The following is a 25062-nucleotide window of genomic DNA, read 5'->3' on the forward strand; positions in this document are numbered from 1 at the left end:
GGCGCTCAGTGGCGGCCGCCATTCAAGTTGGTGATGATGAATTCAGTGAAGTTCGGCGCGGGCCTCGGACTGGCCGCCGCGTTCTCGATTGCCGCCGCGCCGGCGCTGGCCGACGAAGGCATGTGGACCTACGACAACTTCCCGCTGGCCAAGGTCAACGAGGCCTACGGGCTGAAGCTGGACCAGAAGTGGCTCGACCGGATGCAAGGCGCGTCGGTGCGCCTGACCACCGGCTGCTCGGCCTCGCTGGTCTCGGGTTCGGGCCTGGTGCTGACCAACCACCACTGCGTGGTCGAGTGCGTCCAGGACCTGTCGTCGGGCGACAAGGACTATGTGCAGGACGGCTTCCTGACCAACGGGCGCGAGGACGAGAAGAAGTGTCCGGGGATGCAGGCCGAGATCCTGACCTCGATCACCGACGTCACCAAGGACATCCAGGCGGCCGGCGCCGGCAAGACCGGCCAGGACTATGTCCGCGCCCGCGAGGCGGCCATGGCGGCGATCGAAAAGGCCGGCTGCGGCGATGATCCGAGCCTGCGCTGCCAGGTGATCACCCTGTACCGCGGCGGCCAGTTCAAGCTCTACAAGTACCGCAAGTACGCCGACGTGCGGCTGGTGTTCGCGCCGGAGTTCGCGACAGCGTTCTTTGGCGGCGACCCGGACAACTTCAACTTCCCGCGCTTCAACCTCGATGTCGGCTTCATCCGCCTCTACGAGAACGGCAAGCCGGCGGTGACTCCGACCCACCTGACCTGGGCCACCCGCGCGCCGCAGGAAGGCGAGGCGACGTTCGTCTCCGGCAACCCCGGCTCGACCAACCGCCTGCTGACCGTCTCGCAGCTCGAGACCCTGCGCGACCTGACCATCCCGGTCGGCCAGCTGCAGCGCTCTGAGATCCGCGGCCGCCTGGCGCAGTTCGGCGAGGAGAGCGCCGAGCACAAGCGCATCGCCACCGACCCGCTGTTCGGCGTCGAGAACAGCTTCAAGGTGTTCTACGGCCAGCAGTCGGCGCTGAACGACAAGGCGTTCATGGACGCCAAGAGGGCCCAGGAGGCCGAGCTGAAGGCCAAGGTCGCCGCCGACCCGAAGCTGGCCGCCGAGATTGGCGACCCGTGGAGCGACATCGCCAAGGCGCAGGCCGCCTACGCCAACAATTATCTGCGCTATCGCCAGATCGAGGGCGGGGCGGGCTATTCGAACCTCTACTACTACGCCCTGACCCTGGTGCGGGCGGCGCAGGAACGGGAGAAGCCGAGCGCCGAGCGGCTGGCCGAGTACGCCGACACCCGCCTGCCGCTGGTCGAGAAGAAGCTGCTGGACGCCAAGCCGGTCGATGCGGAGCTGGAGGAGGTCTACCTGGCCTTCTGGCTGTCGAAGACCCGCGAGTACCTGACCACCGACGATGCTGCGGTGAAGGCGCTGCTGGGCAAGGAGAGCCCGGAGGGCCTGGCCAAGCGGGCGGTCGCCGGCTCCAAGCTGGCCGATCCGGCGGCGCGCAAGGCGCTGTGGGACGGCGGGCTGGCGGCGATCAAGGCCTCGGACGACCCGCTGATCCAGTTGGTGCTGCGCAACGATCCGGCCGCCCGCACGGTGCGCAAGGCCTGGGAGACCGACGTCCAGGGGCCGACCGACGCGGCGGCCGAGCGCGTCGCCCGCGCCAAGTTCGCGGCCTATGGCGACGCGGTCTATCCGGACGCGACGTTCAGCCTGCGGCTGTCCTACGGCAAGGTCGCCGGCTGGAGCTATCGCGGCGTGACCGTTCCCTCGATGACCAAGTTCGCGGGGCTCTACGACCGGGCGACCGGAGCGGAGCCCTACAAACTGGCGCCGCGCTGGGTCGAAGCCCAGGCCAAGGTCAACCCGACTACGGTCTACAACTTCGTCACCACCAACGACATCATCGGCGGCAATTCCGGCTCGCCGGTGGTCAACGCCAAGGGCGAGGTGCTGGGCGCGGCCTTCGACGGCAACATCCACTCGCTGGGCGGCGCCTTCGGCTATGACGGGTCGATCAACCGCACGGTGGTGGTCGCGACCTCGGCGGCGACCGAGGCGCTGACCAAGGTCTATGGCCGGACCGCGCTGGTGAAGGAACTGACCGGGAAGTAGGGGATGGTCGATTGCTCCCCCTGGGGGAGCTGTCAGCCGGCTGGCTGACTGAGGGGGACTTTGACTCAAGCTCAGCGAGAGCAGTCCCCCTCCGTCTCGATGCTCCGCACCGATCCACCTCCCCCAGTGGGGGAGGAACTGCTTGCGCTTGCCGTGCGCGGCGCGCGCCTCATATTGGCGGCATGTCCAGTCTCCGCATGCCGCAGGGATCGACGTCGCCGCTGTTCAAGACCGGCGCGAGCATCCTCGACTACGAGATCCAGGAGGAGCGCGGCTACGCGCTCGGCCGCGCCGGGGAGCGGGTCGAGCGCGCGCTTGCGGCCCTGAAGGCGTTCGACGGTCCGGACGAGGATCGCGCGCCGCTGCTGAAGGAGGCCGCCACCGCGGTCTGGTACTACTTCATCCAGCGCGAGGCGTGCGGCATCCGCAATCAGAAGCCGGCCATCGAACACTACGGCATTCCGCGCGAAGTGCTGATGCGGCTAGGCGCGCGCTAGGCCTTCATCCGCCGCGCCAGGTCCTGCAGCGTCGCACGCAGGTCGACGATTTCATTGAGCGGCAGATGCAGCTGGCAGGCGAGGGCGGCCGGCACTTCGGCGGCCTTGTCGCGCAGGGCGCGGCCGGTGTCGGTCAGGTCGATCTGGACCTTGCGTTCGTCCTGGGCGTCGCGGCGGCGGGTGACGAAGCCGGCCGCCTCCAGCCGCTTTAGCAGCGGGGTGAGGGTGCCGGAGTCGAGGTCCAGCGCCTGGCCCAGCGCTTTGACGGTGCGTGGAGCGGTTTCCCACAGCGCCATCATCACCAGGTACTGCGGATAGGTCAGGCCCAGCGGCTCGAGCAGCGGGCGATAGGCGCGCGTGACCAGCCCGCTCGCGGCGTACAGCGCAAAGCAGAGCTGGTTGTCGAGGGCCAGCAGATCGCCGGCCGCGGGTGCGGCCGGCGTCGTCGGCGAAGATTTGGTCTTGGCGGTCATTCAGCTCGCACAGATATCGCAACATCGACGTTGCCGCGAATGGCGTTGGAATAAGGGCAGACCTGGTGAGCGGCGGCCACCAGGGCCTCGGCCGCGGCCTGGTCCAGGCCTTGGGTTTCGGCGTCGAGCGCCACGCCCAGCTTGAAGCCGCCCTCGGCGCGCGGATGCAGCTCGACCGTCGCGGTGACGGCCGCGCCTTTCAGCGGGATCTTCTGCTGGCCAGCGATGTAGCGGACGGCGTTCTCGAAACAGGCGGCGTAGCCGGCGGCGAACAGTTGCTCAGGGTTGGTCCCGCCGCCCTTGCCGCCCATTTCGCGGGGGAGGGCCAGGTCGAGGCTGAGCAGGCCGTCCTGGGATTCGACGTGGCCGGCGCGGCCGCCGACGGCGCGAGCCTGGGTAGCGTAGAGAGCGGTCATCTGATTATCTCCAATTCAATTGTGTACAATTAAATATGAGGCAATCAAGCTTCGTCAAGGGGCGACGTGGGGACGCGACGCTGCGTGCGCTTGCATGACCCTGCCCTGCCGTAGTCAATAGCGCGAGATTTCCTGCGCGAGTCCGCGCGGACCTGAGGAAGATTGGACGCCGCGAGCGCGGAGTCCGGGGGCCATGCATGTTTCGTCCTGAGAACGCCCAGAGCCTGGCCGGCCTGGGCTTTGTGATCGCCGTCTGCTGGGCGCTCTCGGAAAACAAGAAGGCCTTTCCCTGGCGGCTGGCGCTTGGCTCGGTCGCGGTGCAGATCGGGCTGATCCTGCTGCTGTTCGGGCTGCCGGGCGCGCAGACGGTGATCGAGACGATCAACCGCGGGGTCGACGGCCTGGCCGCGGCCACCGCCACCGGCACCCAGTTCGTGTTCGGCTACATGGGCGGCGGCGAGCAGCCCTATCAGGTGACCAACTCCGGCGCGCTGTTCGTCTTCGCCTTCCAGGTGCTGCCGCTGATCCTGGTGATCTCGGCGCTGTCGGCGCTGCTCTGGCACTGGGGCATCCTGAAGTGGATCACCCGCGGCTTCGGCCTGCTGTTCCAGAAGACCATGGGCCTGGGCGGCGCATCGGCCCTGGCGGTGGCGGTGAACATCTTCCTGGGCATGATCGAGAGCCCGATCGTGATCCGCGCCTATCTCGACAAGCTGACCCGCTCGGAACTGTTCCTGATGATGGTGGTCGGCCTGGCGACGGTGGCCGGCTCGACCATGGTCGCCTATGCGACGATCCTGAAGACGGTGCTGCCTAACGCCGCCGCGCACGTGCTGGTCGCCTCGATCATCTCGGCCCCGGCCGGCATCCTGCTGGCCAAGATCATGATCCCCGAGAAGCCGGGGCAGGGCGGGCTCTACGCCGACTATTCCTCGCTGCTGAAGTACGACAGCTCGATCGACGCGATCAGCAAGGGCACGATGGACGGCCTGACCGTCGTGCTGAACATCTCGGCGATCCTGATCGTGTTCGTGGCCTTCGTGGCGATCGGCAACGCGCTGCTGTCGGTGCTGCCGATGGTCGGCGGTGAGGCGATCACCATCGAGCGGATTCTGGGTCTGGTGTTCTCGCCGCTGGCCTGGGCCATGGGCGTCCACTGGGACGAAGCGCTGAAGGCCGGCTATCTGCTGGGCGTGAAGCTGATGCTGACCGAGTTCATCGCCTTCATTCAGCTGGGCGCCATCCCGTCGGGCGAGATGACCGAGCGCACGCGGATGATCCTGACCTATGCGCTGTGCGGCTTCGCTAACGTCGGGTCAGTCGGGATAACCGTGACCGGCATGGGCGTCTTGATGCCCGAGCGACGCAACGAGATCATCGGCATGGTCTGGAAGGCGCTGATCGCCGGCTTCCTGGCCACCTGCATGACCGGGGCGCTGGTCGGGGCCATGCCGCGGGAACTGTTCGGACAATAGGGCGGCCGTCAGAGCCGCGGGAGGATCGGGGATGAAGCTCTACGACACGGCGATGGCTCCCAACCCCCGGCGGGTGCGCTGGTTCATGGCCGAGAAGGCGATTGGCGACATCGAGATCGTCCAGCTCAACCTGATCCAAGGCCAGCACAAGCAAGCCGACTACCTGGCCAAGGCCGGGCTGCCGAACGTCCCGGCGCTGGAGCTCGACGACGGGACAACGATCACCGAGTCGCTGGCCATCTGCCGCTACCTGGAAGCCCGCTATCCCGAGCCGAACCTGTTCGGGCGCACGCCCGAGGAAGCGGCGGTCGTGGAGATGTGGACCCGGCGCGCCGAGATGCTGGTCGCCAACCCGTTCATGCTGGGCGTGCGTCACACCCATCCGGCGCTGGCGGCGCTCGAGGCGCCCAACCCGCCGGTCGGCGAGTACAACAAGGAGATCGGCCTGAAGGGGCTGAAGGTGCTCGATCGCCGGCTGGGCGAGAGCGAGTGGCTGGCCGGCGAGCGCCTGACCATCGCCGACATCATCGCCTTCATCGGCATCGACTTCACGCGGATGATCAAGCTGCCGATCCCCGAAGATCTGTCGAACCTGCACCGTTGGGCCGACGTCATGCGCAGCCGCCCGGCGGCGAAGGCGGCGATGTGAGGAGCTTGGCTTTCGCGCTCGCCCTGGTCGCCGCGCCGCTCGCCGCGAGCGCCGCCGAGCTGACCATCCAGCCGCCCGGCGGGACGGCCAAGGTGCTGACGGAGGCCGACCTGGCCGGCCTGCCGCGCGAGAGCGTGAAGCTGGGCGCCAAGACCTATGAAGGGCCGGTCCTGGCCTATGTGCTGCGCGCCGGCGGCATGCCGGTCGGGGCCAAGCTGCACGGCGATCCGCTGCGCGCCTATGCGGTGGTCAGCGGCAAGGACGGGTTCAAGGCGGTCTATTCGCTGGCCGAGCTGGACCGCGACTATCATGCCGGGACGGTGATCCTGGCCGACAAGGTCGACGGCGCGCCGCTGGACGACAAGGCCGCGCCCTGGCGGCTGGTGCTGTCGGAAGACAAGAAGGCCTGGCGCAGCGTCTACGGCGTGACGAAGATCGAAGCGACGATCGTTCCCTAGGCCCGCGCCCAGACGTCCCGGGCGACCGACAGCTTGTCGCCGGTCTCGTCGCTGAAATAGGGCGTGAAGCCTTCGCGCACATAGACGTGGCGGGCGCGATCGTTGCCGGGGCGCACGTGCAACTGCACACCCTCGGCCGAAGTACTGGCGAAGACCCAATCGACCGCCGCGCGGAACAGCTGGGTTCCAATGCCGCCGCCAGGGGCGTCCACAGCGATCCGTCGCAGCAACACCATCGGGTTGTTGAATTCCTGCAGGATCACGAAGCCGGCGAGACCCGCCTCCTTGCGATAGCCGAGATAGCGGGCGTCGGGCGAGGCGAACTCGGCCTGGTGCTCGGCCTCGTTGAACTGGCCGATGAAGGCGTCGTAGCCGGGCAGGCGCTCGATGCGCATGACCTCGGCGATGTCGGCCGGCGTCAGCGGATCGAGCTGGGCCACGGCGCTAGTCCTTCAGGGCCCGCAGGATCGAACGGATCCCGAAGGCGCTGAGCACGCCGGTCATGATGCAGATGACGATCTCCATCGAGAGATCGACCACCTGGCTCGGCGCCGTCGCGCCACGGCTCCCGCTCATCGCCGCGAACATGATCAGGTCCATGACGAAGAACAGGAAGATCGGTCCGGCGATCAGGACCATCAGAGCGGAGGGCGCGATCTTCTTGGCGATGGCGGCGTCGAGCTTCTTCATGGTCAGGTCCGGGGCTTGGTCTTCTTGATGATCGCCGAGAAGCTCATCACCGGCTCGCCGCCGGTGGTGATCAGGCCACGGACGAACACCATGCTGCGGGCGGCCTTGACCACCTCGCCGCGGCACTCGACCAGCGAGCCGACGGGCACCGCGCCGACGAAGTCGCCGTTGAACTGGGCGGTCACGCTGCGGCTGTCCTGCAGGTCGTCGCGCGCGATGACGAACAGGCAGTAGTCGGCGAAGGTCATGATCGCGCCGCCGTGCATGAAGCCGCCGCCGTTCATGTGGTGCTGTTCGGCGCGCATGGCGCAGACCCGTTGGCCGGTCTCGTCGACCCGGTAGTAGAACGGCCCGGCGTGATCCTCGAACGGGTCGCTGCCGTAAAGCACCCAGCCGGCCCACTCGCCGTCTTTCACGACCTGGTGCTTCCAGCCGCCGCTTTCGAGTTCTTCGCCGCCGTCCATTCCCGTCCCCTGACCCCCTATGAAGGGTTTGCCCGCCGCGGTCCCAGTCACTAGTTTGCGGCCCGAAGCGAACTAGGCGGCGGGGACAAGTGATGCAAGGCCGGACTGTCTTTCTCTGCGGGGGCTTGCGCTCGCCGATCGGCCGCTACGCCGGCGCCCTGTCGAAGGTGCGGGCCGACGATCTGGCCGCCCATCCGCTGAAGGCGCTGATGGCCGCCTATCCGAAGCTGGACTGGGCGCGGGTCGACGAGGTCGTCTACGGCTGCGTCAACCAGGCTGGCGAGGACAACCGTAACGTCGCCCGCATGGCGTTGCTGCTGGCGGGCATGCCGCAGAGCGTGCCGGGCCTGACGGTCAACCGGCTCTGCGCCTCGGGCCTCGATGCGGTGATCGCCGGGGCGCGGGCCATCGCCTCGGGCGACGCAGACCTGATCGTGGCCGGCGGCGTGGAGAGCATGAGCCGCTCGCCGTTCGTCATGGCCAAGCCGGACGCGGCGTTTTCGCGCAGCCCGGAGATCTACGACACCACCATCGGCTGGCGGTTCGTGAACCCGGCGATGAAGAAGGCCTATGGCGTCGACGCCATGCCCGAAACCGCCGAGAACGTGGCGACCGACTTCCAGATCAACCGCGAGGACCAGGACGCCTTCGCCCAGCGCAGCCAGGCCCGCGTTGGCGCAGCGCGCGCGGCCGGCTTTTTCGACGGCGAGATCGCGCCGCTGACCATCAAGGACCGCAAGGGCGAGGTGGTGGTGGCGCAGGACGAGCATCCGCGTCCGGACACCAGCCTGGAGGCGCTGCAGGCGCTGAAGCCGATCGTCCGCGAAGGCGGCACCGTGACCGCGGGCAACGCCTCGGGCGTCAACGACGGGGCTGCGGCGCTGCTGCTGGCCAGCGCCGAGATGGTCGAGAAGCTCGGCCTGGAGCCGCTGGCCCGGATCCAGGGCGGGGCGGCCGGCGGCGTCGCGCCGCGGGTGATGGGCGTCGGCCCGATCCCGGCGGTCGAGAAGCTGACCGCGCGGCTGGGGATCAAGGTCGGCGACTTCGACGTCGTCGAACTGAACGAGGCCTTCGCGGCCCAGGCCCTGGCCTGCACCCGCGCCTGGGGCCTGGCCGACGACGCCGCCCATGTGAACGCCCACGGCGGGGCGATCGCCATCGGCCACCCGCTGGGCGCGTCGGGCGCCCGCATCGCCCTGACCGCGGCCCGCACGCTGAAGCTGAACGGCGGCGAGCGCGCCCTGGCGACGATGTGCGTCGGGGTCGGGCAGGGCTCGGCCCTGGCGCTGGCGCGCGCCTGACATGCGGCGCCTCGCCATCGCCGCGCTGGGCGTCTGGCTCGCGGCCGGCGCTGCCCAGGCCCAGTTGCCGACCATCCCGGTCGAAGCGCTGACGGCGGCGGGGCTGGACCCGCACACCAAGGCCGAGAACGGCCTGGTGCAGGTAATGACCGGCCAGCGGGCGGTGATCCGCCTGGATGACGCCGGCCAGCCGGCGCTGGACGACGTCGAGGCCGGGCGGGTCGGCATGGCCGCCGCCGACGGCAAGGAAACCTACAAGGGCGCGGGGGCCGGCAAGCTGGCCTTCGCGCTGGACGCCTCGGTCGAGAAGCGCCAGTCGATCCTGAAGATCTGGAACGGCCTGACCCGCCCGATCGCCTACGAGGCCGAGATCACCGCCCTGCGCGGCGGCAAGCTGATGAAGCGGATGAGCACGATCTGCACGGTCCCGGCCGGCGCCGTGGGCTATGAGGTCTGGCCCGATCCGGTTATCAGCGTCACCCTCTCCAAGTTCGCCGAGACCCCGGCGGACCAGCACGTCTGCCAATAGCCGAGACTTCTCCATGGCCCTCGACCTCGAAACCCGTGAACAGCTCATCGACACGGTCCGCCGGTTCGTCACCGAACGGCTGCGGCCGCTGGAGGCCAAGGTCTCCGAGGACGACGCCATCCCGGCCGAAGTCATCGACGAGATGAAGGGGCTCGGCCTCTTCGGCCTGTCGATCCCCGAGGAGTTCGGCGGCCTCGATCTTTCCATGGAGGACGAGTGCCTGGTCGGCGTCGAGCTGGGCCGCACCAGTCCGGCGTTCCGCTCGGCGTTCGGCACCAATGTCGGCATCGGCAGCCAGGGGCTGGTCATGTTCGGCACCGAGGCCCAGAAGGCCAAGTACCTGCCGGGCATCGCCTCGGGCGAGATCATCACCTCGTTCGCCCTGACCGAGCCGGAAGCCGGCTCGGACAGCGCCAATGTCCAGACTACCGCCATCCGCGACGGCGACGTCTATGTTCTGAACGGCACCAAGCGGTTCATCACCAACGCCAACAAGGCCGACCTGTTCACGGTCATGGCTCGCAGCGACCCGGGCAAGGCCGGCGGCGGCGGGGTCAGCGCCTTCCTGGTCGAGCGCAATCTGCCCGGCCTGTCGGTCGGCAAGCCCGAAAAGAAGATGGGCCAGCAGGGCGCGCACATCTGCGACGTGATCTTCGACAACGTCCGCGTGCCGGTCGAGAACCGCCTGGGCCAAGAGGGCGAGGGCTTCAAGGTCGCCATGCAGGTGCTGGACCGCGGGCGGCTGCACATCTCGGCGGTCTGCATCGGCGTGGCCGAGCGGCTGCTGGCCGACTGCGTGGCCTATGCGACCGAACGCAAACAGTTCGGCCAGGCGATCTCCAGCTTCCAGCTGGTCCAGGGGATGATCGCCGACTCCAAGACCGAGGCGCTGGTCGCCAAGGCGATGACCATGGAGACCGCCCGCAAGCGCGACGCCGGCCAGAGCGTGACCATGGAAGCGGCGGCGGCGAAATACTTCGCCTCGGAGATGGTCGGCCGCGTCGCCGACCGCGCGGTGCAGATCTTCGGCGGCGCCGGCTATGTCGCCGACCACGGCATCGAGCGGTTCTATCGCGACGTGCGCATCTTCCGGATCTACGAGGGCACCAGTCAGATCCAGCAGGTGGTCATCGCCCGTGAAACCCTGAAGCGGGGCGGCTGATCATGAGCGTCGACATGGAAGCGGTGATCTTCGACGTGCTGGGCAAGCTCGCGCCCGGCAAGTCGGCCTCGTCCGAAGAGGTGGCGCGCGCCGCCGACAACGAGAACTGGCGGCGGCTGACCGGCCATGTGCGCAACACCGCGCGCGGCCTCGCCCGCCAGGGCAAGATCGTCATCACTCGTCATGGCAAGCCCGCTGACCCCGAGAAATTCAAGGGCGTCTACCGCCTGCGCCTGCCGCTGGAGGGCGAAGTGGTCGCAGCGCCGCCGGCCGCCGGCGACGTGGACGAGTAGAACGCTTGGGCCCATATCGGGCCGATGAGCCTTTCGGCCGTTCTTGACGACATCGCCGCCTGCCGGGCCTGCGCCGGTGAACTGCCGCATACGCCGCGGCCGGTGGTGTTCGTGCGCCCGGAGGTCCGGCTGCTGATCGCCGGCCAGGCGCCGGGGCGGCGCGTGCACGAGAGCGGCCTGCCGTTCACCGACGCGTCCGGCGATCGCCTGCGCCAATGGATGGGGATCGACGCTGAGACGTTCTACGGCCGGCCGGAGATCGGCGTCGCGGCCATGGCGTTCTGCTTTCCGGGCACCAATCCGAAGGGCGGCGACTATCCGCCGCCGCGGCGCTGCGCGCAGCTCTGGCGGCCGCAGCTGCTGGCCGAGCTGCCGAAGGTCGAATTGACCCTGTTGGTCGGGAGCTACGCCCAGGATTGGGCCCTGGGGCCGCGCGCTCGGAGCAACATGACGGAGACCGTGCGGGCCTGGCGCGACTATGCGCCTGAGTTTCTGCCGATGCCGCACCCATCCTGGCGAAACACCGGCTGGCTGAAACGGAACCCCTGGTTCGAAGCCGAGGCGGCGCCCTATCTTCGCCAAAGGGTTTTGGAGATTTTGGGCTCGTGAAACGCCTCGCTGCTGTCCTCGCCGCCATGATGCTGAGCGCCTGCACCCCGTTGATGGTGCAGCAGGCCGGCGCGCCGCCGAGCGGCTTCCAGGGGCCGCGGCTGGAGCGGGACGTCTTCGTCTCGTTCGACGGCGCGCGGCTGGGCCTGACCCGCTGGGAGGCGCAAGGCGAGCCGCAGGCGGTGGTCGTGGCCCTGCACGGCATGAACGACTACGCCAACGCCTTCCACCTGGCCGCGCCGTACTGGGCGCAGAACGGCGTCACCACCTACGCCTTCGATCAGCGCGGGTTCGGGCGTTCGCCCAATCGCGGCATCTGGGGCGGCGACGAACTGATGATCGACGACCTGCGGACGATGGTCTCGGTGGTGCGGATGCGCCATCCGGGCGTGCCGCTGGTCGTCGCAGGCGAGAGCATGGGCGGGGCCGTGGCGATCGAGGCCTTCGCCTCCGACGCGCCGCCCGACGCCGACCGGTTGATCCTGATGGCGCCGGCGGTCTGGGGCTGGTCGAACCAGCCGCTGCCCTACAAGACCATGTTGTGGCTGGCCTCGCGCTTCACGGCGGCGAAGGTCTACGAGCCGCCGCGCTGGCTGACCAGCCGGGTGAAGCCGACCGACAATCACGACGAACTGGTGGCCATGGGCCGCGACCCGCTGATGGTCTGGGGCGCGCGCTCGGACACCCTCTACGGCCTGGTGGCGATGATGGAGCGGGCCTGGGCCGGGACCGGTCAGATCAAGGTTCCGACGCTGTACATCTATGGCGCCAACGACGAGATCATTCCCGAGTCGCCGTCGTTTCAGGCCGCGAAGAAGCTGAAGCCCACCGACCGCTCGGCCTATTACGCCAAGGGCTGGCACCTGATGACCCGCGACCACCAGGGGCCGGTGGTGTGGGCGGACCTGCTGTCGTTCATCAAGACGCCGCAGGCGCCGTTGCCCTCCGGCGCGCCGACCATTCCCGGTTCTCCGACCCAGCCCAATGCGCCGGTCAACGCCGAGGCGGAGGCGCGGCTCAGAGCGGGCTTGTGATGCGCCAGGGAGGGGCGTAAGGCGAGGCAAGCTCTTCCAGTTCGAGGCTTTGACCGCAGCATGACCTTGTTCGATTCCCCCGCATTCGAGGGTCACGAAGGCGTCCATTTGTTCTTCGATGAAAAAACCGGCCTGAAGGCGATCGTCGCGGTGCACTCCACGGCGCGCGGACCTGCGGCCGGCGGCTGCCGGATGTGGCCCTACCCCAGCGCCGAGGCGGCGCTCGACGACGCGCTGCGGCTGTCGCGGGCGATGTCCTACAAGAACGCCATGGCCGACCTGGAGCTGGGCGGCGGCAAATCGGTGATCGTCGGCGACAGCCGGACCATGAAGACCCCGGCGCTGTTCGAGGCGTTCGGGCGCGCGATCGAAGCGCTGAACGGCGTCTACTGGACGGCCGAGGACGTCGGCGTCTCGCCGGTCGACCTGGGCTATGCGCGCAAGGAGACCCGCTACGTCGCCGGCCTGGAAGGACATCCGGCCGCCTCGGGCGATCCGAGCCCGGTGACCGCCGAGGGCGTGTACCGGGGCGTGCGGCTGGCGGTGCGCCGCGGCCTGAACCGCGACCTCGACGGCGTGACCGTCGCCATCCAGGGCGTCGGCCATGTCGGCGCTTACCTGGCCGAGAAGCTGCACGCGGCCGGCGCCAAGCTGATCCTCACCGACGTCAACGAAGAGGCGCTGTCGCAGGTGGCGGCGCGGACCGGGGCGAGCATCGTCGCGCCGGGCGCGATCTTCGACGCGCAGGCCGACGTCTTCGCGCCGTGCGCCCTGGGCGGGGCGATCAACGAGAGCACCCTGCCGCGGCTGAAGGCGAAGATCATCGCCGGCGGCGCCAACAATCAGCTGGCCACGCCCGAGATCGGCCGCGAGGTGTTCGCGCGGGGGATCCTCTATACGCCCGACTACGTGATCAACGGCGGCGGCATCATCAACGTCGCCGGCGAGATCCGCGCGCTGGAGCGCGGCGAGGCCTTCGACCAGGCCTGGGTCGAGGCCAAGCTCGACCGTCTGACCCTGACGCTGGAAGAGGTGCTCGACCGCGCCGCGTCCGAGGGCCGGCCGAGCCACGAAGTCGCCAACGAGATGGCCAAGGCGCGGATCGCCCAGGCCGCTGCGGGTAAACTGGCGGCGTAGACCCCATAGTTCCGATCGTCATCCTCGGCCGCGCAGGCGTGCCGGGGATCCATATCCGCTGAGCGCCTTCGGCAGCGCTCGGCGTCTATGGATGGGGCCCGGCCATGACGAACGATAGGTAGTCCGTCTCTCTTGAGGGGCCGCCTAGGCCGCCTTCTCGGCGACCCACTTGCGCGGGTGCTGGCTGCGGAAGCCGACGGCCAGCCGGTTCCAGACGTTGATCGCGCCGATCAGCATGGTCAGCTTCACGGCTTCGGCCTCGTCGAAATGCTCGCGCATGGTCTCGTAGTCGGCGTCCGGCGCGCGGGTCTGGGCGATCAGGGTCAGGGAGTCGGTCCAGGTCAGCGCCGCCTTCTCGCGCGGGGTGAACAGCGAGCTCTCCCACCAGGCCGACAGCAGATACAGGCGCTCCTCGCTCTCGCCGTGGGCGCGGGCGTCGCGGGTGTGCATGTGAATGCAGAAGGCGCAGCCGTTGATCTGGGAGGCGCGGGTCTTCACCAGCTCGATCAGGCTGTGTTCGAGGCCGGACGAGACGACCGCCGTCTCGAGCGCGGTCATGGCCGCGATCATCTCGGGCGCGGCGGCGAAGGGGTTCAGGCGAGCAGACATGGGGAGGTCCTGTGCTGGGGGTTCAGCAACAGGACGCGCGGGCCACGCGCCGTGTGACACGGCGCGGCGAAAAACCGCCCTAGAGCACTCGTGGCAGGACGAAGATCGCGAGCAGGACCAGGATCACCAGGATCAGGATCGGACCGGCGTGTTTGCGCCCGCCGAGCATCGAGCCGCCCGACTTGGCCTGTCGGGCGGCCTTCTCGCGGGCCGCCTTGGCCGCCGACTCGCGAGCCTGGACGGCCTTTCGACGTTCGGCGAGGTCGACGACCTCGGGATCCTTCTCGGGCTTCATGGCTACCGATCTAGCACGCCTTCAGAGCGAGGCCATCCGTGCGGTGCGCGGTTCCTTCACAACGGTCAGCAGGATGATCAGGCCGACCACCAGGAAGCCGATCGAGGCCCCGAACACCACGTTGAAGCCGTAGTGGTCGGCGATGAAGCCGCCGGCCAACGGACCGAGCGAGGCCATGATGCCCTCGGCGGTCGAGGAGATTGCGATCCGCATCGGCATTTCGGCCCGCGAGCCGAATTCCAGGATCATCGTCTGGGCCGCCATCATGTAGCCGGACTGGGCCGCGCCGAGCCCGAAGAAGGCCAGGAAGATCGCCCAGGGGGCGTGGTTCAGCATCAGCAGGGCGGTCGCCAGGGTCCAGGCGAACAGCGAGACCGCCAGCACCAGCTTGAAGCCGGTCTTGTCGCCGAGATAGCCCCAGACCAGGTTCGACAGGGTGTCGGCGCCGAGGAAGGCGAGGCTGAGCAGGCCGAGGGTCATGCCGTCCAGCTTCATCGTGGAGGAGACGAAGATGATGTAGAACGGCGTGGCGATCCGGCTGGCCGTGGCGACCATCTGCACGACCAGGAACCAGGCATAGCCCTTGTCCGACATGATCAGCGCGGGGAAGTCCTTCAAGCGGTCGCGGAACCGCGCCTGGGCCGGCAGGTTCGGCGGCTCGGGCTCCTTGAGCAGCAGCTGCAGCGCCCAGAGGCCCATGCTGGTCAGGAACGCGGCGAGCGCGAAGGTGGTGGCGTAGCCGTTGCCGAAGACGTTGCCCTCGATCAGGTACTTGCCTGCCGCCCACGCCAGGGCGGCGGCTATGAGCCCGCCGGTGGCGTTGCGCCAGGCCTGCAGGCGGCCGCGGCGGCTGAGCGGGATGACCTTGGCCATCAGCAGGCCGAACACCACCCGTTGGGTGCCCATGAACAGCCCGAACAGGAACATCAGGATCATCATGGTGACGACCAGCGTCTGATCCTTGAGGAACCAGCCGGCCAGGGCCATGCCGACGATCTGGACGCGGGCCAGGCCGCCCATCCAGACGGCGGCCGGCATCACCTTGCTGCGGTGTTCGATCTGGGTGGCGCCGAAGATCGGCGAGATCACGCTGCCGACCTGCTGCAACGCCAGGCCGAGCCCGACTATGGTGTTCGATCCGGAGATCATGTGCAGGTAGGCGGGGAGGAAGGTCGGCGCGTTGATCAACCTGAACCCGGTCATGCCGAGCATGCCGTGCAGGTAGTTGCCGATGTAATTGCGCTTCAGATTGTCCCAGACGAACTTCTCGTAGGCGGCTTCCTTCTCCGCCAGGGTGAGTTCGACAGGGGCGTCTTCAGACGCGGCGTCGGCCGCGTCCTGTCTTGAAATATGTGCTTCCAATCGCGTTCCGCCCGCGCACGGATCGCTAAATGGGTCGCGCGGGCGACTCCCTAATCTTTACGGCTAAATTTTATGCCGACCGTCGTATCAGAGTCCGATACCGCGGGGGAAGGGGCGCGCGCGGCCCAGAGCGCAATCGGCTTCGATAGAATCTGATCGCGCTCTGAGCTTTTTGGATTTGTAGAACGCGGCCTCGTCACCAGCGGGTTTCGAGGACGGCTCCGAAGACGCGCGGCGCGCCGTACATGGCGCGGTTGAGGGTCGGCTGGCGGTACTGGACGTACTCTTCGTCCAGCAGGTTGGTCGCGTACGCGGCCAAGGTCCAGCGTTCGGCCTGGTAGCCGATCTTGCCGCCGAGCAGGGTGCGCGCGTCGAGCTTGTTGGCGCTCTGGGTCGGGCCCGACACGCCGTAGGACTTGCTGCGGTAGCCGGCGTCCAGGTTGACGAACACGCCGTTGTCCCAGCGATAGGCGCCGCCGAGGTTCCAGGACCACTCCGGAGCGAAAGCGAACTCGCTGCCCGACAGGTCGATGGTCGTCGTGCCGGCGCGGATCGTGAAGTCGTCGAACTCGGTGTGGCTGTAGCCGACGGAGCCGTAGAGATCCCAGGCGGCCGACGGGCGGTAGGCGGCTTCCAGCTCCGCCCCGTAGAGGGTCGAGGCGCCGGCGTTTTCGGTCTGGTAGTCGTAGGGCGTCGCGCTGAGGTTCACGACCACCTGCTGGTCGGTCCAGTCGACGTAGTAGGCGTTGGCGTTGACCGTCAGGGCGCCGTCCAGCCAACTGGTGCGCGCGGCGATCTCGTAGTTCCAGGTGTACTCAGGATCGTAGGGCACGACCGCCGAGCGGATGACGTTGATGTTGGCGCCGCCCGAGCGATAGCCGCGCTGGGCCACGAAGCTCAGCGAGGCGTCCTCGGTCAGGTCGTACTTCAGGCCGAGCTTGGGCAGGAAGGCCTCGAAGGTGCGCGAGGTCTCCGGCTGATTGGCGGTGGCCTGGGCGACGTAGAGGCCGACGACCTGGTTCAGGCCGGCGATGACCGGGGCCAGGGTCCCGAAGGCGGCCGGGTTCGGATAGGTCCCGGCGAAGCGCGTGGTCTGGGCGACCGACAGGGTGTTCTCTTCGCGGTCGTAGCGGAAGCCGGCCAGCAGAGAGAGTTGCGGCGTCAGCTGATAGCGGCCGTCGGCGAACAGGGCGATCGTCTGGATCTCTTCCGGCGCACGGCCGGCGAAGTCGACCGAGACCGCCGGCAGGGCCGCGACATAGGCGTTGGCCGCGGCGTTGGCGGTGGCCGCGGGCAGGTTGAACGGGGCGCTCATCAGCACGCCGATCAGGGTGGCGCGCGGCGTGGCCAGGGCGTTGCGGGTGGCCACGGCGAAGTCGCGGTCGCGGTCGGCGTAGTAGACGCCGGCGAGGCCGGACAGACGTTCGCCTTCGTAGTGCAGCCGCAGTTCCTGCGAGAACGAGCGGTCGAGGTCGTCTTCCTGGCCGTAGGCGATCGAGGCCGGTCCGCCGTCCATGTCGAACAGACTGGCGCTGCGCACCTTGCTCCAGGCGGTCACCGAGGTGAGCTTCAGCTGGTCGGAGAGGGCGTAGTCGGCGTTGACCGTCAGGATGTCGGACGTGCTGCGAGTCTGGCCCGGATAGTCGCTGGTGGCGACGCGGTTCTCGGCCGGGTTCGGCACGTCGGAGCGCGAGTAGCTGTAGATGTAGCCGCCCTTGTGCCGGTTGTGCAGCACGCTGGCGCGCACCGTCAGGTCAGGCAGGGCCGAGGGGGTGAACAGTAACTTGCCGCGGACGGTGGTCGACAGCAGCGGGTCTTCCTGGGTCTTGCGGGTGGCGTTGTAGGTGAAGCCTTCGGACTCGCGGTCCTCGAACGACAGGCGGAAGGCCAGCTGGTCGGCGACGATCGGGCCGCCGGCGGCGAAAGCCAGGATGCGGGACTCATCGTCGGCCAGGTCGGCGCGGGCCACGCCGCTCCAGGTCCAGGTCGGGTCGTTGCTGCGCAGGACGATGGCGCCGGCCAGGGTGTTACGGCCCTGGAGGGTCGATTGCGGGCCGCGCAGGATCTCGGCCTGGGCGATATCCCACATGTCCAGCGGGCCGGCCGCCACCGCGCGGTCGGGCAGGGCCGCGCCGTCGAGATAGACCGTGGCCAGGCCGCCGCTGCCGCCGCCCGAGACGCCGTTGTTGGCGACGCCGCGGATGGTGAAGCCGAAGCCTTGATAGGTCTGGCCGACGTTGGCCGCCTGGTTCACCAGGTCGCTGAGATCGCGGACGTTGCGGGCGTCGAGATCGCGCTCGGTGAACAGCGCGACGCTGGCGACGGTGTCCTGCAGGCGGCGGTTGGCCTTCTCGCCGGTAACGATCAGCTCCTCGACCTGCGGCGCGTCGGCGGCGAGCGCGGCGCTGGAGGACAGGAGCGCGGCGGCGGCCGCGCCGCCCACGAGAAGAAGGCGATGCATCGAAGAGCTTTCCGGGTCTGCTACGCGCCAAGAGGGGGGAGGCGCGGCCCGGAGATAGCCCCCCGCGGGTTAAGAGTTGGTCTTCAAGGCGTTAAGCACCGATTGAGGACTGATCGGCAGGTGGCGGACCCGCGCGCCCGAGGCCGCGAAGATGGCGTTGCCGATCGCCGGACCGACCACAGTCGTCGCCGGCTCGCCCAATCCGACCGGGACCTCGGCGCTCTCGATGAACTCGATGTCGAGCTCGGGCACGTCGGCCATCCGCAGCGGCGTGTAGCCGTCGAGGTTGGTGTCGCGCGGCGCGCCGTCCTCGAACTCGGTGCCTTCGAAGAGAGCCAGGCTCATGCCCCAGAGCGCCGCGCCCTCCATCTGCGCCAGGGCGCCTTCGGGCGAGACGATGGTGCCGGCGTCGGCGACCAGGGTCAGTTTCTCGACCTTCACCGCCCCGCTGGCGGCGTCGACCTCGACCCGCGCCGCGCAGGCGACCCAGGTCGGCATGTCGCGCTCCTGGCCGAAGGTGGTGGCGATCCCGAGGCCCGTGCCCTTGGGCAGGGACTGGCCCCAGCCGGCCTTGGCGGCGAGGCGCGAGAGCACGGCGGCCTGGCGCTTGGCGCCGCCGACCGAGTTGGGCGGAGTCCCGGCGTTGCGTCCGGCTCCGTCCAGCATAGCCAGGCGGAAAGCCAGCGGGTCCTTGCCGACGGAGCGGGCCGCCTCGTCCATGAAGCACTCGACCGCCCAGTTGGTCCAACCGGGCCCGACCGAGCGCAGCCAGCCGGGCCGGAAGGCGCGGTTGGCCAGGTCGTTGGGCACCGCGCGCACCCGCTGTGCGCCGACGCTGTACCAGTGATTGGCGCCGCTGATCGCAAACGGGTCGTAGGCGACGTCGTTGGCGCCCTTGGGCATGAAGAACGGGGCCATGACCTGGGTCGGCCAGCCGGCGCAGGCGGCATGGTCCATGGCGGTCACGCGGCCGCCCTCGCCGAACGCCATCTTCACCATCTGGACCGAGGGCGAGCGGAAGGAGTCGAAGCGGCTGTCGTCGGCGCGGGTGCAGACCATCTTCACCGGCCGGCCGAGCGCCTTGGCGGCGAGCGCGGCGGGCACCGCATAGTCGCCGTTGAGCCGCCGACCGAAGCCGCCGCCGAGCAGGTAGGTCTTCAGGACGATCTTGTCCTCGGGCACGCCGAGCGCCTTGGACAGCCACGGCAGCACCAGCGACTGCCACTGGTTGCCGGTGTGGATTTCGTAGGAGCCGTCCTTGTTGACCAGGGCCAGGGCGTTGACCGGCTCGAGCTGGAAGTGGAGGGCGCTGGCGGTGGTGTAGGTGCGCTCGAGCTTGGTCTTGGCGGCGGCGAACGCGGCGTCGACTCCGGGATCTTCGACCACCAGAGCGCCGGCCTTGGGATCGGCGATCAGGGTGCTGGCGCGCTTCTGGATATCGGCTTCGGAGGTCTTGGCGGTGTCGCCCGAGCTCCACTCGACCTTGACCAGTTCGCAGGCGGCGTCGGCGGCGACGAAGCTCTCGGCGATCACCATCGCCCAGCCGGGGACGGTGCCCGACGGATCGTCGAGGGTGAGGGTGCGGATGTAGCCGGGCACGGCCTTGGCGGCGCTATCGTCGACAGAGACGACCTTGGACTCGTTGCGGGTCGGCGGGATCTTCGGCCGGGCGTAGACCATGCCGTCGATCTTGGCGTCGATGCCGAACTTGCCCGAGCCGTCGACCTTTTCGCCGATGTCGAGCTGGGCCGAGGGCTTGCCGACCAGCCGGCGGTCGGCGGCCTTCTTGATCGGCATCTTGCCGAGCTCGTCGGCGGTGAAGCTGCGCTTGAGGTTTCCGCGCGCGACGATGTCGCCATAGCCGATCGACTTGCCGCCGCCGCTGACGACGCTGTTCGCGGCCGTGCAGGATTTCGGATCGACGCCGAGCAGCTTGGCGCCTTCCTCGATCAGCACCATGCGGCCGGCCGCGCCGGCCTGGCTCATCAAGGGGTAGCTCTGCCAGACAGACCAGCTGCCGCCGGTGACCATCAGGCCCCACTTGGCGGCGGAATCGACGTGGTTGATGCGGACCTTGGACCAGTCGGCCTCGAGCTCGTCGGCGACGATGCGGGCGATGGCGGTGCCGACGTGCTGGCCCATTTCGGCGCGGATGACGTTGACCGTGACGATCCCGTCGCGGCCGATCGAGTACCAGATGGTCGGCTCGAAATCGCCGGCCGCGGCGGCCGCCTCATCGGGGCCGACCGCGAAGGTCATGGCCGCGCCGGTGGCGGCGATCGCGGCCAGGAAACCGCGGCGGGAGAGGGGGGCGATGGCGTTCATGCCTTCACCCCGTGCGTCTTGGCGGCGGCCAGCTTGATGGCCTTCTTGATCCGCACATAGGACATGCAGCGGCAGAGGTTGCCGGTCATGGCGTCGTCGATCTGAGCGTCGGTGGGGTTGGGCGTCGACTTCAGCAGCGCCGCGGCCGACATGATCTGGCCCGACTGGCAGTAGCCGCACTGCGGGGCCTGGGCTTCGATCCAGGCGATCTGCAGCGGATGGCGGCCGTGGGGATCCAGGCCCTCGATGGTGGTGATCGCGTGGCCGGCGATGGAGCTGACCGGGGTGACGCACGAGCGCACCGGCTCGCCGTCGAGGTGCACCGTGCAGGCGCCGCAGCCGCCGATGCCGCAGCCGAACTTGGTGCCGGTGAAGCCGAGCTCGTCGCGGATCGCCCAGAGCAGCGGCGAGTCGTCCGGGCCGTTGACCGTGACCGCGCGGCCATTGAGTTTGAACGTCGTCGCCATGCAGCCCAAAGCCTCCATGCGTCCCCCGACAACAGTGTTACGGGACGCCAAGCTAGGCCGCCGTGCAACCCCCTTTTTTCAGACGCTTAGGGCCACAGTTCCGGAGCGGCGGTCATTTCGTCGATGAGCTCCATGACCCGCTCGCGCGGGATGCATCGGCCGAGGCGCTCGGCCTCGTAGGTGGCGACATAGATGCCGATCCACTGCACGAAGGTGCGGTCGCCGCGTTCGGCGCGCAGGGCGACCGGACCGCCGGAGCAGCCGGCCCCGCCGATGCCGTCGACGTGAAAGGCGTAGGGGTTCAGGCGGTAGTCGCTGGCCAGGGTGAAGCCGCGGGCGATCGGCGCCTCGCGCAGGATCGCCGCGCCGCCGGGGAAGCCGTAGATCATCCCCGCCGAGCCGGTGGTCAGCGGCAGGCCCTGGGGCAGCACGTCGTAGTCGCCGAACCGGCCGGTCCAGTTGATCGCCTGCGGCTGGCCGCGGAGCCGCACCGGCACGCCAGCGACGTCGAGCGAGGCGTTGTCGGGATCGCGGTGCCAGCGAAAGCGGGGCGTCTGGCCGTCATAGAGCGGCACGCTGATTCCGAGCGCGGCGCAGTCGAGGTCGTGGGCGTAGGTGTCGGCCCAGGTCGCCTCGGTCCCGCGATTCTTGAAGTAGAACGTGTTGGGCGCCAGCAGGCAGTGCAGGGCGGTGAGGATGACGTAGCGGTCGCCCTCGACGTGGAACAGGAACCCCGAGAACACCTGGTGCGGCTCGCCGGTTTTGCGGCGGGTGGCCAGACGCGGGCTGGCCTGGGCGAAGGGGTCGATCAGATCCATGGCGGCAGGCTAGGCCGTGGGGCGGGCCCCGTCGAGCGCGCGCCGCACTCGACAGAACAAAATGTGAACTCTATGCTGCGCGGATGGCCGTTCTCAGCCTCAAGCGTAAGCTTTCGATCCTTTCGGACGCCGCCAAGTACGACGCTTCCTGCGCCTCCTCGGGCACCTCGCGTCGCGACTCGGTCGGTGGCTCGGGCGTCGGGTCGACCGAGGGCATGGGCATCTGCCACGCCTACGCCCCGGACGGGCGCTGCATCAGTCTGCTGAAGATCCTGCTGACCAACTTCTGCGTCTACGACTGCGCCTATTGCGTCAATCGGGTCAGCTCGAACACGCCGCGGGCGCGGTTCTCGGTCCAGGAGGTCGTGGACCTGACGCTCGGCTTCTACAAGCGCAACTACATCGAGGGACTGTTCCTCTCGTCGGGCATCATCCGCAGCGCCGACTACACCATGGAAGAGATGGTGCGGGTCGCCCGCAGCCTGCGGGTGGATCACGACTTCCGCGGCTATATCCACCTGAAGCTCATCCCTGAGGCCTCGCCCGCCCTGGTCGACGAGGCCGCGCTCTATGCTGACCGGCTGTCGATCAACATCGAGCTGCCGCGGGACGACAGCATCGCCACTCTGGCCCCGGAGAAGGACGCGCGCCGGATCCGCAAGGCGATGGGGGCGGTGCGGCTGGGCATCGAGGCGGCGTCCGAGCCGGCCCGCTCCGCCGCGCCGCCGAAGTATGCCCCAGCCGGGCAGTCGACCCAGATGATCGTCGGCGCCGACGGGGCCTTCGACGGCGAGATCCTCTCGCGCAGCGCTGGGCTCTACGGCGCCTATGGCCTGCGGCGGGTCTACTATTCGGCCTACAGCCCGATCCCGGACACCACCGCGCGGCTGCCGCCGGCGCGGCCGCCCCTGGCGCGCGAGCATCGGCTCTACCAGGCCGACTGGCTGATGCGGTTCTACGGCTTCGCGGCCGGCGAGATCGCCGCCGACGGCGAGAACCTCGACCTGGAGCTCGACCCCAAGCACGCCTGGGCGCTGCGCCATCGCGGGGCGTTCCCGGTGGACCTGAACCTGGCCGACCGCGAGCAGATGCTGCGGGTGCCGGGGCTCGGCGTCAGCGCCGTCGACAAGCTGTTGGTGCTGCGCCGGCGCAAGCGGCTGCGGCTGGAGGACGTGCGGCGGCTGAGCCGGGGTTCGAAGACCTCGCAGCCGTTCATCGTGGTCGACGATTGGCGGCCGACGCGGCTGGCGGACCAGGACGACCTGCGCCCGGCGCCAACACAGCTGAGCCTCTTCTGATGCAGGTGGTTCGGCTTGCCTCGGAGATCGACTTCGACGGCTGGCGGCTGGCCGCGCGGGCGCTGCGATCGGCGGGAACGCCGCCGCCGGACGTGATCTGGACGGTGGACGGCGAGGGCGACCTGTTCGGCGAGGAGGCTCGGCCGCCGGGCGCGGGACCGCCGGCCTTCACCGTGCCGCGCGCGTTCGTGGATTTGGCCCAGGAGGTGGTGCTGCACCGTTCGGGTGAGCGGTTCGCGCTGCTTTACCGGCTGCTGTGGCGGCTGGGCGAGCGGCCCGAACTGCTGGACCTGGCCTCGGATCCTGACGTGGCCCGGGCGCGCGACATGGCCCGGGCGGTGTCGCGGGCGGCGCACAAGATGAAGGCCTTCGTCCGCTTCCGGCTGGTCGAGGACGCAGCCGAGGAGACCTATGTCGCCTGGTTCGAGCCCGCCCATCGCGTGACGCAGGCGACGGCTCCGTTCTTCCAGCGGCGGTTCGCCAACATGTGCTGGTCGATCCTGACGCCGGACGTCTGCGCCCATTGGGACCGCAGCCGGCTCAGCTTCACCGCCGGGGCCGATCCCGCCGACGCGCCGGGCGAGGATGCGCTGGAGGAGTACTGGCGCACCTATTACGCCTCGATCTTCAATCCGGCCCGGCTGAAGACGGCGGCGATGCAGCGCGAGATGCCCAAGCGCTACTGGCGGAACCTGCCCGAGGCGCGGCTCATTCCCGAACTGGTCGCCACCGCGGAGGCGCGCGCGCAGGACATGGTCCGCCAGCAACCGTCAGAGCCGAATCGGCGCGTCGTGCGCCAGCCCCACCGGCCGTCTCGGGAGGCGACGTTCGAGGAGGGGGCGCCCGCGACTCTGGAGGAGGTCGCCGCCGGCGTCGACGCCTGCCGCCGCTGCGAGCTCTGGCGCGACGCCACCCAGGCGGTGGCGGGCGAGGGGCCCGGTACGGCGCGGATCATGCTGGTCGGCGAACAGCCCGGCGATCAGGAAGACCTGGCCGGCAGACCGTTCGTGGGGCCGGCGGGACGGGTGCTGGACGAGGCGCTGGAGGCGGCCGGCGTGCCGAGGGCGCAGGCCTATGTGACCAATGCGGTGAAACACTTCCGCCACGACCTGCGCGGCAAGCGGCGGATCCACCAGACGCCGACGGCCGGTCACGTGTCGGCCTGCCGGTGGTGGCTGGACGCCGAGCGGCGGATCGTGCGGCCGCGGGTGATCGTGGCGCTGGGGGCGACGGCGGCGCTGGGCGTGTTCGGCAAGCCGGTGGCGATCGGCAAGTCGCGGGGCCAGGCGTTGCAGTTGGCTGACCAGGCGCAGGGCGTGGCGACCTATCACCCGTCCTACCTGCTGCGCGTGCCGGACGCCGAGGCGAAGGCGCAGGCGCGCGCCGCCTTTGTCGAAGACCTGAAGTTCGCCTGGAGCCTGGCGTCCTAGGCTTTGAAGCCGGCCTCGGCGAAGTCGAGCATTCGGGTCAGCAGGGCCGCGGTGTCGCCCTCGCGCGTCGCGCCGTCGGACAGCACGTGCAGGCGGTCGAACTCGGCGAAGCGGTTGTTGTGGACCATGCCCAGGCAGAAGTGCAGCCGCCAGTAGACGGTCTCGCGCGGGATGTCCGGCCGGGCCTTGATCAGCGCGTCGGCGAAGCGCGCCAGGTGGCTGACGTCCTTGGCCAGCGCCTCGCGCATTTCCTCGTTCCCCTCGCTGCGCGAGCGGATGATGAACTGGATCGAGATGCGGCGGTCGTTCTCCGGCGAGCCCCAGCGCAGCGGCGGGGCGAACAGAGCCTCGAGGATTTCGCGCACCGGGGGCGCGCCCTGATGGCGGTCGTTCGCCTCGTGCAGCATACGGGCGCGTTCGCGGTTCAGCTCCGCCGTCCGACGACGGAAAATCTCGAACAGCAGGGCGTCCTTGGAGCCGAAGTGATAGTTCACCGAGGCGAGGTTCACGCCGGCGTCGGCGGTGATGTCGCGCACCGAGACGTTCTGGAAGCCGTGCAGGGCGAACAGCCGCTCGGCCGCGCAGAACACCGCCGCCTTGGTTGCGGCTTCGTTGGTCTCTTCAGGTTCGTTGGCCTGGGCCGGGTCCACGGGCGAATCTCTCATACGTCACGCCAGCTTAGCAGGTCGCACGCGATGGGC

At 69.0% G+C, this 25062-nt stretch carries 27 protein-coding genes; 14 read left to right on the forward strand and 13 right to left on the reverse strand.

Annotation, left to right across the window (positions count from 1 at the left end; translation table 11 throughout):
* Positions 1–33: 33 nt before the first annotated feature.
* Together AC1Q87_RS15230 and AC1Q87_RS15235 are read left to right on the forward strand one after the other, a co-directional pair.
* Complete coding sequence (locus tag AC1Q87_RS15230; protein ID WP_492609769.1) at positions 34–2109, forward strand: S46 family peptidase; 2076 nt, start codon at positions 34–36, stop codon at positions 2107–2109.
* Between the two features lie 182 nt (positions 2110–2291).
* Positions 2292–2606 carry a DUF6665 family protein gene (locus AC1Q87_RS15235; protein ID WP_492609770.1) on the forward strand — a complete coding sequence of 105 codons (315 nt, stop codon included), beginning with the start codon at positions 2292–2294 and terminating at the stop codon, positions 2604–2606.
* Here AC1Q87_RS15235 and AC1Q87_RS15240 read toward each other — a convergent pair.
* Both AC1Q87_RS15240 and AC1Q87_RS15245 read right to left on the reverse strand, forming a co-directional pair.
* Positions 2603–3079, reverse strand: a complete 477-nt coding sequence (locus tag AC1Q87_RS15240; RefSeq protein ID WP_492609771.1) for a MarR family winged helix-turn-helix transcriptional regulator — start codon at positions 3077–3079, stop codon at positions 2603–2605. The two genes, AC1Q87_RS15235 and AC1Q87_RS15240, sit on opposite strands and share 4 nt — an antisense overlap.
* Positions 3076–3495 (reverse strand): organic hydroperoxide resistance protein, encoded by a 420-nt coding sequence (locus tag AC1Q87_RS15245; protein ID WP_183773369.1) that lies wholly within the window; start codon positions 3493–3495, stop codon positions 3076–3078. The genes AC1Q87_RS15240 and AC1Q87_RS15245 overlap by 4 nt, the downstream gene beginning before the upstream one ends.
* A gap of 197 nt (positions 3496–3692) precedes the next feature.
* Here AC1Q87_RS15245 and AC1Q87_RS15250 point away from each other — a divergent pair, with 197 nt between their 5' ends.
* From AC1Q87_RS15250 to AC1Q87_RS15260, 3 genes are read left to right on the forward strand one after another with little or no spacing between them, the layout of a single operon-like run.
* Positions 3693–4970: a NupC/NupG family nucleoside CNT transporter gene (locus AC1Q87_RS15250; protein WP_492609772.1), complete on the forward strand. Its 1278-nt coding sequence runs from the start codon at positions 3693–3695 to the stop codon at positions 4968–4970.
* 31 nt (positions 4971–5001) lie between these two features.
* On the forward strand, positions 5002–5619 hold the full coding sequence (locus tag AC1Q87_RS15255; protein WP_492609773.1) for a glutathione S-transferase family protein: 618 nt from the start codon (positions 5002–5004) through the stop codon (positions 5617–5619).
* A 5-nt stretch (positions 5620–5624) separates the two neighbouring features.
* The gene (locus tag AC1Q87_RS15260) at positions 5625–6077 is read left to right on the forward strand and encodes a molybdopterin-dependent oxidoreductase (protein WP_492609774.1); all 453 of its coding nucleotides are present in this window, start codon (positions 5625–5627) and stop codon (positions 6075–6077) included.
* On the opposite strand, the gene AC1Q87_RS15265 is transcribed toward AC1Q87_RS15260, so the two are convergent.
* The 3 genes from AC1Q87_RS15265 to AC1Q87_RS15275 are packed head-to-tail and all read right to left on the reverse strand — an operon-like array spanning position 6074 to position 7231.
* The gene (locus tag AC1Q87_RS15265; RefSeq protein WP_492609775.1) at positions 6074–6517 is read right to left on the reverse strand and encodes a GNAT family N-acetyltransferase; all 444 of its coding nucleotides are present in this window, start codon (positions 6515–6517) and stop codon (positions 6074–6076) included. The two genes, AC1Q87_RS15260 and AC1Q87_RS15265, sit on opposite strands and share 4 nt — an antisense overlap.
* A gap of 4 nt (positions 6518–6521) precedes the next feature.
* Entirely contained in the window at positions 6522–6767 is a 246-nt protein-coding gene (locus AC1Q87_RS15270) for a hypothetical protein (RefSeq protein ID WP_492609776.1), read from the reverse strand.
* A gap of 2 nt (positions 6768–6769) precedes the next feature.
* Entirely contained in the window at positions 6770–7231 is a 462-nt protein-coding gene (locus tag AC1Q87_RS15275) for a PaaI family thioesterase (protein ID WP_492609777.1), read from the reverse strand.
* 92 nt (positions 7232–7323) lie between these two features.
* Here AC1Q87_RS15275 and pcaF point away from each other — a divergent pair, with 92 nt between their 5' ends.
* Genes pcaF through AC1Q87_RS15310 form a run of 7 tightly spaced genes read left to right on the forward strand, consistent with a single transcriptional unit; the run spans position 7324 to position 13296 of the window.
* A complete protein-coding gene (gene pcaF, locus AC1Q87_RS15280; RefSeq protein WP_492609778.1) occupies positions 7324–8532 on the forward strand; it encodes a 3-oxoadipyl-CoA thiolase in 1209 nt (402 codons plus the stop codon).
* Between the two features lies 1 nt (position 8533).
* A complete protein-coding gene (locus AC1Q87_RS15285) occupies positions 8534–9061 on the forward strand; it encodes a hypothetical protein (protein ID WP_492609779.1) in 528 nt (175 codons plus the stop codon).
* Positions 9062–9074: 13 nt separating this feature from the next.
* Positions 9075–10223, forward strand: coding sequence for an acyl-CoA dehydrogenase family protein (locus AC1Q87_RS15290; RefSeq protein WP_492609780.1), 1149 nt, complete (start codon positions 9075–9077; stop codon positions 10221–10223).
* Between the two features lie 2 nt (positions 10224–10225).
* Positions 10226–10516 carry a DUF3253 domain-containing protein gene (locus tag AC1Q87_RS15295; protein ID WP_374453435.1) on the forward strand — a complete coding sequence of 97 codons (291 nt, stop codon included), beginning with the start codon at positions 10226–10228 and terminating at the stop codon, positions 10514–10516.
* A gap of 24 nt (positions 10517–10540) precedes the next feature.
* Complete coding sequence (locus AC1Q87_RS15300) at positions 10541–11125, forward strand: uracil-DNA glycosylase family protein (protein ID WP_492609781.1); 585 nt, start codon at positions 10541–10543, stop codon at positions 11123–11125.
* The gene (locus AC1Q87_RS15305; RefSeq protein WP_492609782.1) at positions 11122–12159 is read left to right on the forward strand and encodes an alpha/beta hydrolase; all 1038 of its coding nucleotides are present in this window, start codon (positions 11122–11124) and stop codon (positions 12157–12159) included. Before AC1Q87_RS15300 ends, AC1Q87_RS15305 begins: the two co-directional genes overlap by 4 nt.
* 60 nt (positions 12160–12219) lie before the next feature.
* Complete coding sequence (locus tag AC1Q87_RS15310; protein WP_492609783.1) at positions 12220–13296, forward strand: Glu/Leu/Phe/Val dehydrogenase dimerization domain-containing protein; 1077 nt, start codon at positions 12220–12222, stop codon at positions 13294–13296.
* A 144-nt stretch (positions 13297–13440) separates the two neighbouring features.
* On the opposite strand, the gene AC1Q87_RS15315 is transcribed toward AC1Q87_RS15310, so the two are convergent.
* From AC1Q87_RS15315 to AC1Q87_RS15345, 7 genes are all read right to left on the reverse strand, one after another.
* Entirely contained in the window at positions 13441–13905 is a 465-nt protein-coding gene (locus AC1Q87_RS15315) for a carboxymuconolactone decarboxylase family protein (protein ID WP_492609784.1), read from the reverse strand.
* 79 nt (positions 13906–13984) lie between these two features.
* Positions 13985–14200: a hypothetical protein gene (locus AC1Q87_RS15320; RefSeq protein ID WP_492609785.1), complete on the reverse strand. Its 216-nt coding sequence runs from the start codon at positions 14198–14200 to the stop codon at positions 13985–13987.
* Between the two features lie 21 nt (positions 14201–14221).
* Positions 14222–15562, reverse strand: coding sequence for an MFS transporter (locus AC1Q87_RS15325; protein WP_492609786.1), 1341 nt, complete (start codon positions 15560–15562; stop codon positions 14222–14224).
* Between the two features lie 196 nt (positions 15563–15758).
* Positions 15759–18023, reverse strand: coding sequence for a TonB-dependent receptor (locus AC1Q87_RS15330; RefSeq protein WP_492609787.1), 2265 nt, complete (start codon positions 18021–18023; stop codon positions 15759–15761).
* Positions 18024–18092: 69 nt separating this feature from the next.
* Entirely contained in the window at positions 18093–20348 is a 2256-nt protein-coding gene (locus tag AC1Q87_RS15335; protein ID WP_492609788.1) for a xanthine dehydrogenase family protein molybdopterin-binding subunit, read from the reverse strand.
* The gene (locus AC1Q87_RS15340; protein ID WP_492609789.1) at positions 20345–20815 is read right to left on the reverse strand and encodes a (2Fe-2S)-binding protein; all 471 of its coding nucleotides are present in this window, start codon (positions 20813–20815) and stop codon (positions 20345–20347) included. The genes AC1Q87_RS15335 and AC1Q87_RS15340 overlap by 4 nt, the downstream gene beginning before the upstream one ends.
* 86 nt (positions 20816–20901) lie before the next feature.
* Positions 20902–21633: a hypothetical protein gene (locus tag AC1Q87_RS15345; RefSeq protein ID WP_492609790.1), complete on the reverse strand. Its 732-nt coding sequence runs from the start codon at positions 21631–21633 to the stop codon at positions 20902–20904.
* A gap of 83 nt (positions 21634–21716) precedes the next feature.
* On the opposite strand from AC1Q87_RS15345, the gene AC1Q87_RS15350 reads away from it, so the two are divergent.
* Together AC1Q87_RS15350 and AC1Q87_RS15355 are read left to right on the forward strand one after the other, a co-directional pair.
* Positions 21717–22931: a putative DNA modification/repair radical SAM protein gene (locus tag AC1Q87_RS15350; protein ID WP_492609791.1), complete on the forward strand. Its 1215-nt coding sequence runs from the start codon at positions 21717–21719 to the stop codon at positions 22929–22931.
* A complete protein-coding gene (locus tag AC1Q87_RS15355; RefSeq protein WP_492609792.1) occupies positions 22931–24361 on the forward strand; it encodes a UdgX family uracil-DNA binding protein in 1431 nt (476 codons plus the stop codon). Before AC1Q87_RS15350 ends, AC1Q87_RS15355 begins: the two co-directional genes overlap by 1 nt.
* On the opposite strand, the gene AC1Q87_RS15360 is transcribed toward AC1Q87_RS15355, so the two are convergent.
* A complete protein-coding gene (locus tag AC1Q87_RS15360; protein ID WP_492609793.1) occupies positions 24358–25026 on the reverse strand; it encodes a TetR/AcrR family transcriptional regulator in 669 nt (222 codons plus the stop codon). The two genes, AC1Q87_RS15355 and AC1Q87_RS15360, sit on opposite strands and share 4 nt — an antisense overlap.
* Positions 25027–25062 lie beyond the last annotated feature (36 nt).

This window comes from Phenylobacterium sp. GW823-FHT02A09 (assembly GCF_058797775.1).

Excerpts from the sequence above, each read along its gene's own strand:
- AC1Q87_RS15230 (WP_492609769.1), top strand. The coding sequence starts at position 34 with ATGATGAATTCAGTGAAGTTCGGCGCGGGCCTCGGACTGGCCGCCGCG.
- AC1Q87_RS15235 (WP_492609770.1), top strand. The coding sequence starts at position 2,292 with ATGTCCAGTCTCCGCATGCCGCAGGGATCGACGTCGCCGCTGTTCAAG.
- AC1Q87_RS15240 (WP_492609771.1), bottom strand. The coding sequence starts at position 3,079 with ATGACCGCCAAGACCAAATCTTCGCCGACGACGCCGGCCGCACCCGCG.
- AC1Q87_RS15245 (WP_183773369.1), bottom strand. The coding sequence starts at position 3,495 with ATGACCGCTCTCTACGCTACCCAGGCTCGCGCCGTCGGCGGCCGCGCC.
- AC1Q87_RS15250 (WP_492609772.1), top strand. The coding sequence starts at position 3,693 with ATGTTTCGTCCTGAGAACGCCCAGAGCCTGGCCGGCCTGGGCTTTGTG.
- AC1Q87_RS15255 (WP_492609773.1), top strand. The coding sequence starts at position 5,002 with ATGAAGCTCTACGACACGGCGATGGCTCCCAACCCCCGGCGGGTGCGC.
- AC1Q87_RS15270 (WP_492609776.1), bottom strand. The coding sequence starts at position 6,767 with ATGAAGAAGCTCGACGCCGCCATCGCCAAGAAGATCGCGCCCTCCGCT.
- AC1Q87_RS15275 (WP_492609777.1), bottom strand. The coding sequence starts at position 7,231 with ATGGACGGCGGCGAAGAACTCGAAAGCGGCGGCTGGAAGCACCAGGTC.
- pcaF (WP_492609778.1), top strand. The coding sequence starts at position 7,324 with ATGCAAGGCCGGACTGTCTTTCTCTGCGGGGGCTTGCGCTCGCCGATC.
- AC1Q87_RS15285 (WP_492609779.1), top strand. The coding sequence starts at position 8,534 with ATGCGGCGCCTCGCCATCGCCGCGCTGGGCGTCTGGCTCGCGGCCGGC.
- AC1Q87_RS15290 (WP_492609780.1), top strand. The coding sequence starts at position 9,075 with ATGGCCCTCGACCTCGAAACCCGTGAACAGCTCATCGACACGGTCCGC.
- AC1Q87_RS15295 (WP_374453435.1), top strand. The coding sequence starts at position 10,226 with ATGAGCGTCGACATGGAAGCGGTGATCTTCGACGTGCTGGGCAAGCTC.
- AC1Q87_RS15300 (WP_492609781.1), top strand. The coding sequence starts at position 10,541 with ATGAGCCTTTCGGCCGTTCTTGACGACATCGCCGCCTGCCGGGCCTGC.
- AC1Q87_RS15310 (WP_492609783.1), top strand. The coding sequence starts at position 12,220 with ATGACCTTGTTCGATTCCCCCGCATTCGAGGGTCACGAAGGCGTCCAT.
- AC1Q87_RS15315 (WP_492609784.1), bottom strand. The coding sequence starts at position 13,905 with ATGTCTGCTCGCCTGAACCCCTTCGCCGCCGCGCCCGAGATGATCGCG.
- AC1Q87_RS15320 (WP_492609785.1), bottom strand. The coding sequence starts at position 14,200 with ATGAAGCCCGAGAAGGATCCCGAGGTCGTCGACCTCGCCGAACGTCGA.
- AC1Q87_RS15330 (WP_492609787.1), bottom strand. The coding sequence starts at position 18,023 with ATGCATCGCCTTCTTCTCGTGGGCGGCGCGGCCGCCGCCGCGCTCCTG.
- AC1Q87_RS15335 (WP_492609788.1), bottom strand. The coding sequence starts at position 20,348 with ATGAACGCCATCGCCCCCCTCTCCCGCCGCGGTTTCCTGGCCGCGATC.
- AC1Q87_RS15340 (WP_492609789.1), bottom strand. The coding sequence starts at position 20,815 with ATGGCGACGACGTTCAAACTCAATGGCCGCGCGGTCACGGTCAACGGC.
- AC1Q87_RS15345 (WP_492609790.1), bottom strand. The coding sequence starts at position 21,633 with ATGGATCTGATCGACCCCTTCGCCCAGGCCAGCCCGCGTCTGGCCACC.
- AC1Q87_RS15350 (WP_492609791.1), top strand. The coding sequence starts at position 21,717 with ATGGCCGTTCTCAGCCTCAAGCGTAAGCTTTCGATCCTTTCGGACGCC.
- AC1Q87_RS15355 (WP_492609792.1), top strand. The coding sequence starts at position 22,931 with ATGCAGGTGGTTCGGCTTGCCTCGGAGATCGACTTCGACGGCTGGCGG.
- AC1Q87_RS15360 (WP_492609793.1), bottom strand. The coding sequence starts at position 25,026 with ATGAGAGATTCGCCCGTGGACCCGGCCCAGGCCAACGAACCTGAAGAG.